Here is a 17,227-nt window from a genome sequence, read left to right as displayed (position 1 = left end):
TTTTTTATTATAATAGAATAGTTAAATGTTAGTTATTTGAAAGATATATCTTTCATTTTTAATGCAAAACATGGTAAAATAGAAAGGAATTCGGTCGTTTTATCGAATAATATAGTAATTTTATACTAGTAATGTTCGTGTTTTATAAAAAGGGGGATATAACTGTGGAAAATTTAAAAAAGCAAGATCCATCATTGTATGAGGCAATACAGTTAGAGTTAGGTAGACAACGTACTAAAATCGAGTTAATTGCTTCCGAAAACTTTGTAAGCGAAGCAGTAATGGAAGCCCAAGGTTCAGTATTAACAAATAAATATGCTGAAGGATATCCAAGCAAACGATACTATGGCGGTTGTGAATATGTAGATATCACTGAAAACATTGCAAGAGACCGTGCAAAAGAAATTTTCGGAGCAGAACACGTAAATGTTCAACCTCATTCAGGTGCTCAAGCGAATATGGCAGTTTATTTCACTATTTTAAAACATGGTGATACAGTATTAGGTATGAATTTATCACATGGTGGTCATTTAACTCACGGAAGTCCAGTAAACTTCAGTGGAGTACAATATAACTTCGTTGAGTATGGAGTAGATCCAGAAACTCAAGTAATTAACTATGAAGATGTATTAGAAAAAGCTAAAGCACATAAGCCTAAATTAATTGTAGCTGGTGCAAGTGCTTATCCAAGAGCAATTGACTTTAAAAAATTCAGAGAAATTGCAGATGAAGTTGGAGCTTACTTAATGGTTGATATGGCACATATCGCTGGTTTAGTAGCAACAGGTCTTCATCAAAATCCAGTTCCATTTGCTGATTTTGTTACAACAACTACACATAAAACATTACGTGGACCACGTGGTGGTATGATTTTATGTAAAGAAGAGTTCGCAAAAGCGATTGATAAATCAATCTTCCCTGGAATTCAAGGTGGACCATTAATGCACGTAATTGCAGCAAAAGCTGTAGCATTTGGTGAAGCGTTACAAGAAGATTTTAAAAAGTATGCACAAGCGATTATTGATAACGCTGCGCGTTTAGCAGAAGGCTTAAAATCTAACGGCTTAAACTTAGTATCTGGTGGCACAGATAATCACTTAATTTTAATTGACGTTCGTTCATTAGAGTTAACTGGTAAAGTTGCTGAGCACGTATTAGATGAGGTTGGTATTACATGTAACAAAAATACAATTCCGTTTGATCCAGCAAGTCCATTTGTAACAAGTGGTATCCGTATTGGTACTGCTGCTGTAACTTCAAGAGGATTTACTTTAGAAGATATGGATGAAATTGCATCAATCATTGCTGAAACATTAAAAAACCACGAAAATCAAGAAGTACTAGAAGCATCTCGTAATCGAGTTAATGCTTTATCTAGCAAATACGAATTATATCCTACATTTTAATAAATAAAGTTTAAATTAAGCTATCTTTAGAACTGTATTTTCAACATTGAAGGTGCAGTAATACTAAAGATAGCTTTATTTTTTTAAATGTTTGTGATGAAATTCACAAAAAGTTCAATTAAACTTGTGAAAAACTTCACAATATTTATTTGAAATAGAGTACAATAACTCATGTAAACAGCAATTAAAAATTATCCAAACGGAGGCAAAAAATTATGTTTATTAATTTTTTAAGAACTAATAAAATTGCATCTGGTTTCTTAACTATTATTCGTCTTTATATAGGTTATGAGTGGATCCATGCAGGTTGGGGTAAGTTATCAGCTGGCGGATTCGATGCTTCAGGATTTTTAGGATTTGCGGTTAAAAGTGCCTCAGGTGAACATCCAGCAGTTCAAGGCTGGTGGGCAGACTTCCTTACAAACTTTGCAATACCAAACATCGATTTATTTAACTTTTTAGTACCTATTGGAGAATTCGCAATCGGACTTGGACTTATTCTTGGATGTTTTACAAAAACAGCAATGTTCTTTGGTTTAATGATGAACTTCGCATTTATGTTTAGTGGTACAACTAGCACAAATCCACAAATGGTATTATTAGGAATCTTTATTATAATTGCTGGTTCAAATGCAGGACGTATCGGATTAGATCATTATATTAGCAAGTTTATTAATAGAAAAACATCTTTCACTCCAAAAGTACCAGATCATAATTTAAGTAAAGCATCTTAACTATACACATCAAAGAGGGAACCAATTGGTTCTCTTTTTGTGTATAAGATAAAAACTTCTCTGACTTTTAATAATGAGGAAGAGGAGTTTTTTAATCAAAATGGGTCAAAATAGCAATTTGATTAGTAAAAAAAGGAAATATTGAAGTTTGGTTGTAAAAAGATCTAAATTAATTCTAAGCGATTGTGCGATGTGGCTTGAATTATTTAACCGCTTTCGGTATTCTTTTTAAGAATAATAAATTACTAAGTATTTGCAAGGAGCGATAAAAGTGAGTAAAGTATACGTTTTTGATCATCCGTTAATTCAGCATAAAGTTTCTTTAATTCGTAGAAAAGACACTGGAACAAAAGAATTCCGTGCACTAGTTGATGAGGTTGCGGGCTTAATGGCATTTGAAATCACACGCGATCTACCATTACAGGAAGTGGAAATCCAAACACCAGTAGCAACTGCAAAGGCGAAAGTTATAGCTGGTAAAAAATTAGGGATTGTACCAATTTTACGTGCAGGTTTAGGAATGGTTGATGGCTTCCTTCAATTAGTTCCTGCAGCTAAAGTTGGACATGTTGGATTATACCGCGATCCTGAGACTTTAAAACCGGTTGAATATTATGTTAAACTTCCTACGGATGTAGAAGAGCGTGACTTCATTGTGATTGATCCAATGCTTGCGACAGGTGGATCAGCAGTTGAAGCAATCAACTCTTTAAAAACACGAGGTGCTAAAAATATTAAGTTTATGTGCTTAATTGCAGCTCCAGAAGGTGTTGAAGTTTTACAAAAAGCACACCCAGATGTGGATATTTACATAGCTGCCCTTGATGAAAAATTAAACGATCACGGTTATATTGTTCCAGGTCTTGGCGACGCTGGAGATCGTTTATTTGGTACAAAGTAATTACATTTTTAAAGCTTTCCTAGTATAGGAGGGCTTTTTTTCACATTAAGAAAGTATAAATTGGCAGCTAGGTAGCTAACTCGACGTAGTCGCCAATTTTAGGAATTAAGTATAAGTGCAACTACGCCTCTGCCTTCGACGAGTTTTCTTTAAATTAAAAGGGGTATAATAATTAAAAAATTGAACGTGAAATAAGGATTGGTAAGTTAAAGGGGATTAGGGAATGTCACTCGAAAAACAAAGGTTAATAATAGACGCAGCAAGACTATACTATGATTCTGACTTTAGTCAGCAAGAGATCGCGACACAATTAGGAATCTCTCGTCCAACTGTATCTAGATTACTTCAACAAGCAAAGGAATTGGGATATGTACGCATTGAAATTATTGACCCCCTAGAAGGCAATCATGATTTAGCTCGAGAATTAAAAAAGAAATATAATTTACAATCTGTTGAGGTTTGCTATTCACCAATTGATGACTACAATGAAGTTTTGCAAACAATCACTAAAAAAGCTGCGGATGTGTTAGTAGATTTAGTCCATGATGGTGATGTTGTAGGAGTAACTTGGGGAACAACAATGTATCATATTGCAACGAAGTTAAGTAATAAACAAGTAAAGGGTGTAGAAGTAATTCAGCTAAATGGTGGAGTAAGTTATTCTAAAACGAATACTTATGCATCAGAAACGGTAAATTTATTTGCTGAAGCATTTAACACCGTTCCAAGATATTTACCTCTACCAGTTATATTTGATAATCCACAAGTAAAACAAATGGTCGAGGAAGATCGCCATATTGGTCGATTAATCGATTTGGGAAAACAATCAAATGTCGCAATTTTTACTGTGGGAACTGTTAAAAAAGATGCCCTGTTATTTAAAGTTGGCTACTTAAATGAGAAGGAAGAGACGGATTTACAAACATTTGCTGTAGGAGACATTTGCTCACGCTTTTTTGATAAAGAAGGAAATATTTATTCTGAACTTCTAAATCGACGAACGATTGGAATTGAGTTAGATGAGCTTAGAAGTAAAGAAAAGTCTATTTTAGTCGCAGGTGGAGAAAGAAAAATAAACGCTATTCACGGTGCTTTAATGGGTAAATATGCAAACGTATTAATAACTGATCAATTTACTGCAAAAAGATTGCTAGAGCAGGGATAAGAAAGAGGTAACGTTAACCTTCGAAATCAGATATTTTTACAATTGAAAAAGAGGCGTCTTATGTGTCAGTTAACCTGACTTATGAGACAGCCCCTTTTTTAATTTAATAGGAAAAATTATCCTTGAACATAAGTTCAAATTGTATTTTACAAAATTTCATAGCGGTGTTATAGTAAAGACATATTCAGAGTAACTTAGTAAATAAACATTTATTTATAATAAAACCATTAAGGGAGCGACTATATATGAATTACGCAAAATTAGTAGATCACACATTATTACGAGCTGACGCAAAAAGAGAAGAAATTGCAAAACTAGCTGAGGAAGCAAAAGAATTTAGCTTTGCATCAGTTTGTATCAATCCTACTTGGGTTTCTTATGCAAGTGAATTATTAAAGGATTCTTCTGTAAAGGTTTGTACGGTAATTGGTTTTCCTCTAGGAGCAAACACTCCTGAAGTAAAAGCATTCGAAACTACAAACGCAATTGAAAATGGTGCTGAGGAAGTTGATATGGTTATCAATATTTCTGCATTAAAAGAAAAAAATGATGAATTAGTTGAAAGAGATATACGTGCAGTTGTTGAAGCTGCTAAAGGAAAAGCTTTAGTAAAAGTAATTATTGAGACTTGTCTTTTAACTGATGAAGAAAAAGTTAGAGCATGTGAATTATCAGTTAAAGCTGGTGCTGACTTTGTAAAAACATCAACAGGATTTTCAACTGGTGGAGCAACAGTAGAAGACGTTGCATTAATGCGTAAAACTGTTGGAGAAAACGTAGGCGTTAAAGCTTCTGGTGGTGTTCGTAACTTAAAAGACGTAGAAAATGTAGTAACTGCTGGTGCAAACCGTATCGGTACAAGTTCAGGTGTTAAAATTGTTCAAGGTGAAGAAGCTAACACAGCTTATTAATTTCAAAATAATTTTAAAATAAAAAAAAGTGAGTGAGTTATTGCTCTTTAGCTCTTACGTTGGTAATATGGTAAAGCGAAGACAAAACTCACACACTTTAATAAAGAATTACCTAACAATTCGTTAAAGGGTGATAAATATGAATACACAATCATTAATAAACGAAGCTTTAAAGGCTCGTGAAAACGCATACGCTCCTTACTCAAAGTTTAAAGTAGGTGCAGCAATTTTATTGAATAACCAAACAGTCTACACAGGTTGTAACGTTGAAAATGCTTCTTATGGACTAACAAATTGTGCAGAAAGAACTGCTATATTTAGTGCGGTCGCTGCGGGTAACGGTTCAGCAAAGATCGAATCAATCGCAATAGTAGGGGACACTGATGGCCCGATTTCACCATGTGGTGCATGTAGACAAGTTATTGCAGAATTTAGTGATGAAAATACAAAAGTATACTTAACTAACTTAAAAGGTGACATCGCTGAAACAACTGTTAAGGAATTACTTCCTGGATCATTTAGTTCAAAAGATTTACAAGGTTAATCCTTGTCTGACATCTAACTTCTATATGATGTCTGACATCCAACAAATAAAAAGTTGTGTTCGTTTTGAAAGCGCTTATATTAAATAAAAAAATTTATTGGATTTTCGGGGGAGAAACATGAAATATATTATTGCTCTTGTTGGACTACTAGTAGTTTTCGGTCTAGCTTTCATCGCTAGTAGTGATCGTAAAAACATTAAATATCGTCCAGTAGTAATTATGGTTGTTGTTCAAATCATATTAGCGTTCTTATTATTAAATACAGAAGTAGGTTTAGTGTTAATTAAAGGAGTTTCTAATGGATTTGGAAAGTTATTAGAATACGCTGGTGAAGGTGTTAATTTCGTATTTGGTGGTATGGCAAATGAAGGTGCTTTCCCATTCTTCACAGGAGTATTATTACCAATCGTATTTATTTCTGCATTAATTGGTATTTTACAATTCACAAAGATTTTACCGTTTTTTATTAAATACATTGGGTTAATCTTAAGCAAAATCAATGGCATGGGTAAATTAGAGTCTTACAATGCAGTAGCATCTGCAATTTTAGGACAATCTGAAGTTTTCATTTCAGTAAAAAAACAATTAGGTCATTTACCAAAAAATCGTTTATATACACTTTGTGCATCAGCAATGTCAACAGTATCTATGTCTATCGTAGGTGCATATATGACAATGGTTGAACCAAAATATGTTGTAACAGCAATTGTCTTAAACTTATTTGGTGGATTTATTATTTCGTCAATCATCAATCCTTACACTGTTACAGCAGAAGAAGATATCTTAACGGTACAAGAAGAAGAAAAACAAACATTCTTCGAGATGCTTGGAGAGTATATTTTAGATGGTTTCAAAGTAGCAATCATCGTTGCAGCAATGTTAATCGGTTTTGTTGCATTAATTGGTGGAATTAATAACATTTTTGATATGATTTTTGGAATCTCATTCCAAGGAATTTTAGGTTATGTTTTTGCACCATTCGCATTCATTATGGGTGTACCATTTAAAGAAGCGGTTGATGCAGGTAGTATTATGGCAACAAAACTTGTTTCAAATGAGTTCGTTGCAATGATGGATTTAGCGAAACATGGTAAAGAGTTCTCAACTCGTACGTTAGGAATTGTATCAGTATTCCTTGTATCATTTGCTAACTTCTCATCAATTGGGATTATTGCAGGTGCGGTTAAAGGTTTACATGAGAAACAAGGAAATGTTGTCGCTCGTTTCGGTTTAAAATTATTATTTGGTGCAACATTAGTAAGTGTTTTAACGGCAATTATCGTAGGGATCGTTTTAAAATAATTTAATCCAAGCGTTTGACTTAGATCAGGCGCTTGTATTTTTTTTTCTAATCTTAAAGTAGGAGGGTTGAGTTAAAAAGTAAATTTTTAACAATTTTCTTTTTAACAAGTCACTATGGGATCTGTAGGTTTACTTTTATCTGGTGCAACTCTGTTTTTAAATAGTCTAGTTTTATTAAATAAAGCAAATGCTAAAAGTGCAGCACTATTAAACTTATTTGTTGGTACATTACAAATCGTTTTTCCTATCTACTTATTAATGCATTTAGGTGCTGGTAAGTGGGAATTATTTAATACGGCAAGCATTTTCTTTTTTGGTATTACTTATTTATATAATGGATTTACAAATCTTAAAGGTTTTAATGGAACAGGCTTAGGCTGGTTCTCACTTTGGGTATCTATCATGTCTGTACTTTGGGCTTTCGTGAACTTCGTTATTATTCATGATGTTGTAGGCGGACTATTATGGGTTATGTGGGCATATTTATGGTATCTATTCTTTGCTGGCCTTGTCTTAGGTAAGAAAATAGAACGATACACAGGAATCGTCGCAATGATACAATCTTGGACTACAATTACTCTTCCAGCATTTTTTATGCTTTTAGGGATTTGGCAGGAGACAGTAATTTCCAATGCATGGATCGTAGTTTTAGGAGCATCAATATTGTATTTTGTCATCCATGAAGTTAAAGCGTATGTTACAAATAAAAAATTCCAGTTGTTTAACCAACCTGAATTAAAAAATTAATGATAATACAAAAAGACTAACTTTTTAGGGAAGCTTAATGCTTTACCTAGAGTTAGTCTTTTTTCTATTTTGAAAACTTTGTAGGTTCTAGAGAAAATTACCTTTTTATACATGAATGAACGATTAGTGAGAAAGCTAAAAAGAAAATATCTTATATAAAGGAGAACCTGCATTGAATGAAAAATTACTTTCTTAAAATAATTATTTGTCTAGTTTTTTTACTATTTCCATTTAAAGATGTTTATGTAAATGCACATGAACAACAAAAACAAGTTGCTTTAATTTCGGTTAAAGATGGAATGATTACACAAGCAATAAAATATATTGGTGAACGTTTCCCAAATGTAACCGTAAGACAACAATACACTGAGACATACTATGGTTTTTCAGTATCGGGTTCTCTTGAAGAGTTATCACAGTTAGCTAAAATGCCATTAGTAAATGATATGCATTTTGTTACAACTTATAGAGCGCATTTAGAAGATAGCATCCCTTTTATTGGAGCGGACGAAGCTCAGTTATATAAGGATCAAAGGGGGAGAAAGATTACTGGCGAAGGAGTTAAGGTAGGAGTAATCGATACTGGAGTAGATTACAGACATCCTGATTTGAAAGCAAATTATGGTGGCGGTTACGATACGATTGATTTAGATAAAGACCCAATGGAAACTAAACTTGAAGAAAAAAGTACATTTCATGGTACTCATGTAGCGGGTGTAATAGCGGCTAATGGAAAAAGAAAAGGCGTTGCCCCTAAGGCAACAATCTATGCATACCGTGCTCTTGGACCTGGTGGTGTTGGTACATCTGAAACGGTTATGGCAGCAATTGAGCGAGCAGTGAAGGATAAAGTAGATATTATTAACTTATCACTAGGTAATGATGTCAACGGACCAGACTGGCCGACAAGTATTGCGTTAGATAAGGCAGTAGAGAAGGGTGTACTAGCAATTACGGCTGCAGGAAACTCTGGACCAGGATTATGGACTGTCGGTTCTCCCGCAACTGCATCAAAGGCTTTAACAGTGGGTGCGAGCTATCCACCTGTTCTTTTCCCATCTATACATGTGAAAAATAAAGAGACAATTATTAGTCCTATGATCGGATCTGCTAAATGGGGTAAAGGTATAAATGGGCGATTTGTATTTAAGAAATATGGGGAAAAGCGTGATTTAAAAAGAGTAAAAGACAAAATTGTCTTGCTTGAAAGGGGAAAAATCACATTCACTGATAAAGTAAAAAATGCTCAAGATGCTGGTGCAAAGGCTGTTATTGTCTTTAATAATATTGACGGAAATTTCATCGGACAAATTAAAGGGAAATTTACTGTTCCAGCCGCGACTATTTCAAGAAAAGAAGGCTTAATGATTAAGAAAATCATTGAAAAAACTAAAGTGGAAGCTAAAACTGGACATGAAAAGAAGGTTGATATTCTTGCGGATTTCAGCTCTAGAGGGCCGGTAACAGGTACTTGGCAAATGAAGCCGGATTTATTAGCTCCAGGTGTACAAATAAAAAGTACAATTCCGGGTGGGTATTTAGCACTTCAAGGAACGAGTATGGCAAGTCCACACGTCGCTGGAGCAGCTGCTCTAGTAAAACAATTGCACCCAGATTGGAGTATGGACGATTTAAAAAGTGTGCTAGTCAATACAGCAACACCATTATATAAGAATAATAAAAAGATGTATCATGCGTACGAACAAGGGGCTGGAAGATTAGATATTGAAAAAGCACTAGAGACTGAGACAACATTATTCCCGACATCATTATCTTTAGGAGTAACGAGAAAAACGGATTTACAAGTAAAGAAAGATTTTGTCGTAAGAATTTCTAATAAATCAAATATGCCAAAACAAGTTACAGCTATAAATAATCAGCCAGCCACTGGAATACAATGGGTATTACCTAATCCTTTTACAATTCCAGCGCATACTAGCAAAAAGATTAATCTTACGGCAACAGTTGATACGAAAGGATTAAGAGATGGATTTTATGATGGGGCAATTACGTTCAGTACAAATGATGATGAAAATCTAAGAATGCCGTTTTTATTACTACAAGGAGAACCGAACTTTCCGTCAGTAATGGGATTTCACTTTGGTAGAGTAAAAGGTAAAAATCGCTATAAATATGAACTCTATTTACCAAGTAAAGTTGAGGAATACAAAATTGCTGTTTTTGAATCAGAAACATTCCGTTTGTTAGGAGTGATTGATGAACAGGAAAATAGTAAGAGGGGAATTATCAAGAAGGAACTAGTTTTAAAAGACTTTCCTAAAAGTGGAATTTATAAGTTTGTGATCTTTTATAAACGTAAACAATATGAAAGTGCAACGGAATCTTACGTCAATGTCGCTAAAATTTATGTTGAAGACTAAAAATTGGTAAGTATTTTTTAATAGTTTTTTAATTTAAGTAATTGACACATTTTTGTAACATATTGTATGCTTAACATGAATGTTTAAAAGGGTTTTTATCGTATGTAAATACTATGTTATTAAAATTTTTTGAACGTTTTGTGAACAATTTGTGAACGTTTTCAATGTTTAGAGATTTTAGCAAATTTTTGTTGTAGAATTAAACAAGATAAGACTTTTGGCAATTTTTTTAGAATGAAAATTGACATGGAGGGATTTTGTATGAAAAACAACAATCAACATCCTCTTAAAGCAATGGCACTCATGTCTTCCATTCTAGCTCAGCTTGTCGGTTCTATTCTCATAGGCATCTTTTTAGGAAGATGGATTGATTCATTTTTTAATTGGCCAGTACCAGTATTTATGATCATCTTTTTACTGTTAGGATTATTTACTGGAATCTACGGCACGCTTAAATTAGTTAAGCAATTCACACCAGGGGACTAGTTACATGCAAAAAGATAATTTTAGACGATTCACACGAGATATGTTGTATATCATTGCTTTAGCTGTTTTAGGTTGGGCATTTACCGACTATAAAACAATATTCACAGGCTATATTCTCGGAACAGTAACTAGCTTTTATTGTATATGGATTCTACACAGAAAGATAAATACCTTTTTTGACCGAGTTTTAAAGCAACAAAAAGTTCGATCTTTAGGTACTGTAATTTGTCTTTCAGCGGTGGCTCTAGCTATGGTCATCGCGCTTCGGTATGAAAATTTTGTGAGCATACCAGCACTAACTGCGGGACTAATGACAGGACATCTTGTCATTATGATACATTTTGCATTACAACAAACGTCTTTTGCAAGGAAGAGAGGTGAATAAATTGGAACACGGCACTTATGGTTTTAAATTTATTGGTTTAGATTTTACGTTAACAAATGTTCTAATGACTACCATTGCTGCAGTAATCGTCTTTATCATCGCAGTTACATGCGCAAGAAGTCTACAAATACGTCCATCAGGAAAGCAGAACTTTTTAGAGTGGGTTATAGATTTCGTTAAAGGCATTGTCAACAGTACAATGGATTGGGAAACTGGTGGTCGCTTCCTTACACTAGGTGTGACATTACTTATGTACATATTTGTTTCAAATATGTTAGGTCTACCATTCGATATCTCATTCGATGGAAACTCAGTTTGGAAATCACCTACATCAGACCCAGTCATTACTTTATCATTAGCAATCTTTATAGTTGGTTTATCACATTATTATGGTATTAAGATGCGCGGTTTTGGAGCGTATGGTAAAACATTCTTCCAACCAATGCCATTCTTATTCCCATTAAAAATTATTGAGGAATTAGCAAACACATTAACGCTAGGTCTTCGACTTTACGGTAACATTTACGCGGGGGAAATCTTACTAGGTTTACTTGCAACAATGGGTACACATGCTTATGCATCAAGCGCAGGAGAAGGCGTTCTTTGGACAATTGCAGCGGCAATACCGATGATCGTATGGCAGGGATTCTCTGTATTCGTTGGTTCAATCCAAGCGTTTATCTTCGTAATGTTAACAATGGTTTACTTGTCACATAAAGTGGCGGACGAGCATTAATCTGCTCATTAAAATTGGTAGTTAGATAAAAATTATAAAAAAAAATATATTTCTTATGATTAAGAAGGAGGAAATTTAAAATGGCTTTAATAGCAGCGGCAATCGCAATAGGTTTAGGTGCACTAGGTGCAGGTATTGGTAACGGTTTAATTGTATCACGTACAGTAGAAGGTGTTGCTCGTCAACCAGAATTACGTTCAACTCTTCAAACTTTAATGTTCATCGGGGTTGCATTAGTTGAGGCACTTCCAATCATCGCGGTAGTTATCGCATTCATGGCATTTGGTAAAGCTTAAGATTTATACAAGCAGTTAAAAAATGGCGAAGTTTGTGTTCACATTTACTTCGCCATTCCTTTATGACACTTTTGTTGTAAAGATTAAATTTTGAAAATAAAGCTAAGGTCGGCAAGAGTCCTAGGCTATGTTATAAAAAAGAAAAATTATTAAATGATACCCTCGAAGGGAGTGAAGGCTTGTGTTAAACGGTTCATTATTCGTAATCGGTGAAGCAAACGGACATGGTATACCTTGGGGCGATGTAGCGTTTCAATTAGTAATCTTCTTAATCCTACTTGCTTTATTACGTAAGTATGCATTAGGACCTGTAATGGGAATTATGAAACAACGTGAAGATCACATCGCTAATCAATTAGACTCAGCTGAGAAAAACAACGCTGATGCAATGAAACTAGTTGAAGAGCAAAAGCAAGAGTTAGTTGCTGCTCGAACTGAAGCTCGTGAGCTTCTTGAGAAAGCTAGAAAGCAAGCTGATGTACAACGTGAAGAAATCGTTGCCGCAGCTAAAGCAGAAGCTGAAAACTTGAAAGAAAGCGCTAAGCGTGAAATTACTCGTGAAAAAGAGCTTGCAATACAATCAGTTCAACAACAAGTTGCTTCATTATCTGTATTAATCGCTTCTAAAGTACTTGAAAAAGAAGTGAAGTCTGAAGACCAATCTGCTATTTTTGATCAATATCTTAAAGAAGTAGGCGAAGCTAAATGAGTAACGAATTAGTTGCAAAACGCTACGCAAACGCTCTTTTTGAATTAGCTACTGAACAAAATTTAGTAGAAACTGTTGAACATGACTTACAAGTAGTGAAAAAGGAGTATGTAGAAAACTTAGAATTAAATAAGTTTTTACAACACCCTGGAATCACAAAAGAAAGCAAAAAGTCTGTCTTAAATGACACGTTTGCTTCAATCTCTGAAACGGTATTAAATCTAGTATGCTTATTAGTTGATCGTGGACGAATGAGCACTATTTCTAACTTAGTAACTGAATATGTAAAAATTGCGAATGAAACTCGTAATATTGCAGATGCAACAGTTTACTCTGTAACGGCAATGTCTTCTGAAGAACTAGATAAAATTGGAGCGTTATTCGCTTCTAAATTAGGTAAAAACTCAATACGTTTGAAAAACGAAATTGATCCATCTTTAATCGGTGGTTACAAAGTTCGTGTTGGAAATCGTATTTTTGACGGCAGTTTAAAAAATAAACTTGTCCGAATTGAACGTGAATTAATCGCAAAATAGTTTGTAGATAGGGGTGAAATGCATGAGCATCAAAGCTGAAGAAATCAGTGCGCTGATTAAAAAGCAAATCGAAAATTACCAAACTGAAATAGAAGTTAGTGATGTTGGTACAGTTATCCAAGTTGGTGACGGTATCGCTCGTGCTCATGGTCTTGACCAATGTATGTCTGGAGAGCTAGTTGAGTTCTCTAACGGCGTTATGGGACTAGCACAAAACTTAGAAGAAAACAATGTAGGTATTATCATCTTAGGACCTTACACAGGTATTAAAGAAGGCGACGAAGTTCGTCGTACTGGACGCATCATGCAAGTTCCAGTTGGTGAAGCATTAGTAGGACGTGTAGTAAACTCATTAGGTCAACCAGTTGATGGTTTAGGCCCAATCGAAACAACAAAATCTCGTCCAATCGAAAACGCTGCACCTGGCGTAATGGCACGTAAATCAGTACATGAGCCATTACAAACTGGTATCAAAGCGATCGACGCTCTTGTACCAATCGGACGTGGACAACGTGAGTTAATCATCGGTGACCGTCAAACTGGTAAAACAGCTGTTGCTATCGATACAATTCTTAACCAAGCTGACCAAAACATGATCTGTATCTATGTTGCAATCGGTCAAAAAGAATCTACAGTTCGTGGACTTGTTGAAACATTACGTAAGCATGGCGCTTTAGATTACACAATCGTTGTAACAGCTCCAGCTTCATCTCCAGCTCCAATGTTATACTTAGCTCCTTTCGCTGGTGTAACAATGGGTGAAGAGTTTATGTACAATGGTAAACACGTATTAGTAGTATACGATGATTTATCAAAACAAGCAGTAGCTTACCGTGAGCTTTCATTACTATTAAAACGTCCTCCAGGTCGTGAAGCATATCCAGGGGATGTATTCTACTTACACTCTCGCTTATTAGAGCGTGCAGCTAAGTTAAATGATGAGTTAGGTGGCGGTTCATTAACTGCATTACCATTCATCGAAACACAAGCTGGTGATATCTCAGCTTATATTCCAACAAACGTAATCTCAATTACTGACGGACAAATCTTCTTACAGTCTGACTTATTCTTCTCTGGCGTACGTCCAGCGATCAATGCAGGTCTTTCTGTATCACGTGTTGGTGGTTCAGCGCAAACTAAGGCGATGAAATCAGTAGCAGGTACGCTACGTCTTGACTTAGCGTCATTCCGTGAGCTTGAAGCATTTGCTGCGTTCGGTTCAGACTTAGATAAAGCAACTCAAGCTAAACTTAACCGTGGTGCTCGTACAGTTGAAATCCTTAAACAAGGTTTACACAAACCATTAAAAGTAGAAAAACAAGTAACATCTTTATATGCGTTAACTCGTGGTCACTTAGACAGCGTAGCAGTTGAAGACATTACTCGTTTTGAAGAAGAAATGTTAGCTTGGATGGACGCAAATGCAAAAGGTCTTTTAGATGCTATTCGTGATACTGGTAAATTACCAAACGAAGCTGACCTTGACGCTGCAATTACAAGCTTTAAAAAGAACTTTATTGCTTCTAAATAAGAAGGCGATTTAAATATCTGGATTTGAAGGATCGGGCTCTAGCTCGTCCTTCATTTAACTGTTTACCAAAAGGTGGTGAAAACCTGTGGCATCATTACGCGATATAAAAACAAAAATTAATTCAACAAAAAAGACAAGCCAAATCACAAAAGCGATGGAGATGGTTTCTGCTGCAAAATTAAACCGTGCTGAGCAAAACTCTAAGCAATTCGTTCCTTATATGGAAAAAATGCAAGAGGTAGTTGGTAGCGTGGCAAAAGGTGTAAACAGTAGACATCCGATGCTAGTAACTCGTCCAGTTAAAAAGACTGGTTACATTGTCATCACTTCTGACCGTGGTTTAGCTGGTGCATTTAATAGTAACGTATTACGTGCGGTAACTAATACAATTAAAGAGCGTCATAAATCGAATGATGAATTTGCAATTATTGTACTAGGTCGAGTTGGACGTGACTACTTTAAGCGTTTAGGTTACCCAATCGTTGAAGAGGTTCTTGGGCTTCCAGATCAACCTTCATTCGATGATATTCAAAAATTTGCTAATCGTACAGTTCAAATGTACACTGACGGCATTTTTGATGAGCTTTACTTATCATACAATCATTTCGTAAGTAAGATTTCTCAAGAGGTTACTGAGAAAAAGCTATTACCTTTAACAGATATTGACACAGGTAAGGCAACAACTAATTACGAATTTGAACCATCTGATGATGAAATCTTAGAAGTTTTACTACCACAATATGCAGAAAGCTTAATATTTGGTGCATTATTAGACAGTAAAGCTAGTGAACACGCTTCACGTATGACAGCGATGAAAAGTGCAACTGATAATGCGAAAGAAGTTATTAGTAAGCTTACTCTTCACTATAACCGTGCGCGTCAAGCAGCAATTACACAAGAAATTACTGAAATCGTCGGCGGAGCAGCAGCACTTGGCTAATTTGCTTACAACGGCTATATAAATTGATCGGCTTTTAATGAAACAATGCTAGGAGGAAAAGCGATGAGCAATGGTATTATTACTCAGGTATTAGGACCAGTAGTAGACGTAAAGTTCGAAAACGGCCAATTACCACAAATATATAATGCGTTACGTGTTCGTAAAGAAGCGGGCGACGCAAACGAAGTAAACATTGATTTAACATTAGAAGTTGCTCTTCACTTAGGTGACGATACTGTTCGTACAGTTGCAATGGCTTCAACTGATGGATTAGTACGTGGAATGGAAGCAGTTAACACAGGTAAACCAATTTCGGTTCCAGTTGGTGACGCTACATTAGGACGCGTATTCAATGTGTTAGGTGACAACATTGACTTAGACGAAGAACTTGGAGAAGACGTACGTCGTGACCCAATTCACCGTCAAGCACCTAAATTTGAAGAATTAACTACAAAAGTAGAAATCCTTGAAACTGGTATCAAAGTAGTAGACTTATTAGCTCCTTACATCAAAGGTGGTAAAATCGGTCTATTCGGTGGTGCGGGTGTAGGTAAAACTGTATTAATTCAAGAATTAATTAACAACATCGCACAAGAGCACGGCGGTATCTCAGTATTCGCTGGTGTAGGTGAGCGTACTCGTGAAGGTAACGACTTATACCACGAAATGAGCGACTCTGGCGTTATCAAGAAAACAGCGATGGTATTCGGACAAATGAACGAACCACCTGGTGCACGTCAACGTGTTGCCTTAACTGGTTTAACAATGGCTGAATATTTCCGTGATGAGCAAGGACAAGACGTGTTATTCTTCATCGATAACATCTTCCGTTTCACTCAAGCAGGTTCTGAGGTTTCTGCCCTATTAGGTCGTATGCCTTCTGCGGTAGGTTACCAACCAACTCTTGCTACTGAAATGGGTCAATTACAAGAGCGTATCACTTCAACAAACAAAGGTTCTGTAACTTCGATTCAAGCGATTTACGTTCCTGCCGATGACTATACGGATCCAGCACCAGCTACAGCGTTCGCTCACTTAGATGCAACAACAAACTTAGAGCGTCGTTTATCTGAGATGGGTATTTACCCAGCGGTAGATCCATTAGCATCTACATCTCGTGCATTAAATCCTGAAATCGTTGGTGAAGAGCACTATGAAGTAGCTCGTCAAGTACAATCAACTTTACAACGTTATAGAGAACTTCAAGATATCATCGCAATCTTAGGTATGGATGAGTTATCAGAAGAAGATAAATTAGTCGTAGCTCGTGCTCGTCGTATTCAATTCTTCTTATCTCAAAACTTCCACGTTGCGGAGCAATTCACAGGACAAAAAGGTTCTTACGTACCAGTTAAAGAAACTGTTAGTGGATTCAAAGAGATCTTAGAAGGTAAATATGATACTCTTCCTGAAGATGCATTCCGTTTAGTAGGACGCATTGAAGAAGTAGTAGAAAAAGCAAAAACATTAGTATAATAATTGTCTAATCGAAAGGCTTGTTCATCATTCTATTTGA

At 35.6% G+C, this 17,227-nt stretch carries 18 protein-coding genes; all 18 read left to right on the top strand.

The window, feature by feature from the left end; genetic code table 11:
• The first annotated feature begins 164 nt into the window (after positions 1 to 164).
• Entirely contained in the window at positions 165 to 1,406 is a 1,242-nt protein-coding gene (glyA, locus tag COI44_RS00910) for a serine hydroxymethyltransferase (protein WP_141546852.1), read from the top strand.
• A gap of 215 nt (positions 1,407 to 1,621) precedes the next feature.
• The gene (locus tag COI44_RS00905; protein WP_098426245.1) at positions 1,622 to 2,140 is read left to right on the top strand and encodes a DoxX family protein; all 519 of its coding nucleotides are present in this window, start codon (positions 1,622 to 1,624) and stop codon (positions 2,138 to 2,140) included.
• Between the two features lie 271 nt (positions 2,141 to 2,411).
• Complete coding sequence (gene upp, locus COI44_RS00900; RefSeq protein WP_098233756.1) at positions 2,412 to 3,041, top strand: uracil phosphoribosyltransferase; 630 nt, start codon at positions 2,412 to 2,414, stop codon at positions 3,039 to 3,041.
• 223 nt (positions 3,042 to 3,264) lie between these two features.
• Complete coding sequence (locus COI44_RS00895) at positions 3,265 to 4,206, top strand: DNA-binding transcriptional repressor DeoR (RefSeq protein ID WP_098426244.1); 942 nt, start codon at positions 3,265 to 3,267, stop codon at positions 4,204 to 4,206.
• A 245-nt stretch (positions 4,207 to 4,451) separates the two neighbouring features.
• Positions 4,452 to 5,117, top strand: a complete 666-nt coding sequence (deoC, locus tag COI44_RS00890; RefSeq protein ID WP_098426243.1) for a deoxyribose-phosphate aldolase — start codon at positions 4,452 to 4,454, stop codon at positions 5,115 to 5,117.
• A 139-nt stretch (positions 5,118 to 5,256) separates the two neighbouring features.
• On the top strand, positions 5,257 to 5,661 hold the full coding sequence (locus tag COI44_RS00885) for a cytidine deaminase (RefSeq protein WP_098426242.1): 405 nt from the start codon (positions 5,257 to 5,259) through the stop codon (positions 5,659 to 5,661).
• A gap of 118 nt (positions 5,662 to 5,779) precedes the next feature.
• Positions 5,780 to 6,964 (top strand): NupC/NupG family nucleoside CNT transporter, encoded by a 1,185-nt coding sequence (locus COI44_RS00880; protein WP_098426241.1) that lies wholly within the window; start codon positions 5,780 to 5,782, stop codon positions 6,962 to 6,964.
• A gap of 114 nt (positions 6,965 to 7,078) precedes the next feature.
• Entirely contained in the window at positions 7,079 to 7,711 is a 633-nt protein-coding gene (locus COI44_RS00875) for an AmiS/UreI family transporter (RefSeq protein ID WP_098426240.1), read from the top strand.
• A 176-nt stretch (positions 7,712 to 7,887) separates the two neighbouring features.
• On the top strand, positions 7,888 to 10,092 hold the full coding sequence (locus COI44_RS00870) for a S8 family serine peptidase (protein ID WP_098426239.1): 2,205 nt from the start codon (positions 7,888 to 7,890) through the stop codon (positions 10,090 to 10,092).
• A 261-nt stretch (positions 10,093 to 10,353) separates the two neighbouring features.
• Positions 10,354 to 10,578 (top strand): AtpZ/AtpI family protein, encoded by a 225-nt coding sequence (locus COI44_RS00865; protein ID WP_025568596.1) that lies wholly within the window; start codon positions 10,354 to 10,356, stop codon positions 10,576 to 10,578.
• Between the two features lie 4 nt (positions 10,579 to 10,582).
• Positions 10,583 to 10,963: an ATP synthase subunit I gene (locus COI44_RS00860; protein WP_025568597.1), complete on the top strand. Its 381-nt coding sequence runs from the start codon at positions 10,583 to 10,585 to the stop codon at positions 10,961 to 10,963.
• A gap of 64 nt (positions 10,964 to 11,027) precedes the next feature.
• Positions 11,028 to 11,699 carry a F0F1 ATP synthase subunit A gene (atpB, locus tag COI44_RS00855; protein ID WP_420488239.1) on the top strand — a complete coding sequence of 224 codons (672 nt, stop codon included), beginning with the start codon at positions 11,028 to 11,030 and terminating at the stop codon, positions 11,697 to 11,699.
• A gap of 80 nt (positions 11,700 to 11,779) precedes the next feature.
• The gene (gene atpE, locus COI44_RS00850; RefSeq protein WP_025568599.1) at positions 11,780 to 11,995 is read left to right on the top strand and encodes a F0F1 ATP synthase subunit C; all 216 of its coding nucleotides are present in this window, start codon (positions 11,780 to 11,782) and stop codon (positions 11,993 to 11,995) included.
• 205 nt (positions 11,996 to 12,200) lie between these two features.
• Positions 12,201 to 12,704 (top strand): F0F1 ATP synthase subunit B, encoded by a 504-nt coding sequence (gene atpF / locus COI44_RS00845; protein ID WP_098426321.1) that lies wholly within the window; start codon positions 12,201 to 12,203, stop codon positions 12,702 to 12,704.
• Complete coding sequence (locus COI44_RS00840; protein ID WP_056469304.1) at positions 12,701 to 13,240, top strand: F0F1 ATP synthase subunit delta; 540 nt, start codon at positions 12,701 to 12,703, stop codon at positions 13,238 to 13,240. The genes atpF and COI44_RS00840 overlap by 4 nt, the downstream gene beginning before the upstream one ends.
• A gap of 22 nt (positions 13,241 to 13,262) precedes the next feature.
• The gene (gene atpA, locus COI44_RS00835; protein ID WP_056469307.1) at positions 13,263 to 14,771 is read left to right on the top strand and encodes a F0F1 ATP synthase subunit alpha; all 1,509 of its coding nucleotides are present in this window, start codon (positions 13,263 to 13,265) and stop codon (positions 14,769 to 14,771) included.
• A gap of 85 nt (positions 14,772 to 14,856) precedes the next feature.
• On the top strand, positions 14,857 to 15,711 hold the full coding sequence (locus tag COI44_RS00830; RefSeq protein WP_069033739.1) for a F0F1 ATP synthase subunit gamma: 855 nt from the start codon (positions 14,857 to 14,859) through the stop codon (positions 15,709 to 15,711).
• Positions 15,712 to 15,774: 63 nt separating this feature from the next.
• Positions 15,775 to 17,187 carry a F0F1 ATP synthase subunit beta gene (atpD, locus tag COI44_RS00825; RefSeq protein ID WP_025568604.1) on the top strand — a complete coding sequence of 471 codons (1,413 nt, stop codon included), beginning with the start codon at positions 15,775 to 15,777 and terminating at the stop codon, positions 17,185 to 17,187.
• Positions 17,188 to 17,227: the final 40 nt, after the last annotated feature.

It is taken from the genome of Bacillus sp. AFS088145 (genome assembly GCF_002564465.1).
Lineage (GTDB): Bacteria > Bacillota > Bacilli > Bacillales > Bacillaceae_G > Gottfriedia.
The sequence above is the reverse complement of the archived record's forward strand: the minus strand, read 5'-3'. Positions and strand labels throughout refer to the sequence as shown.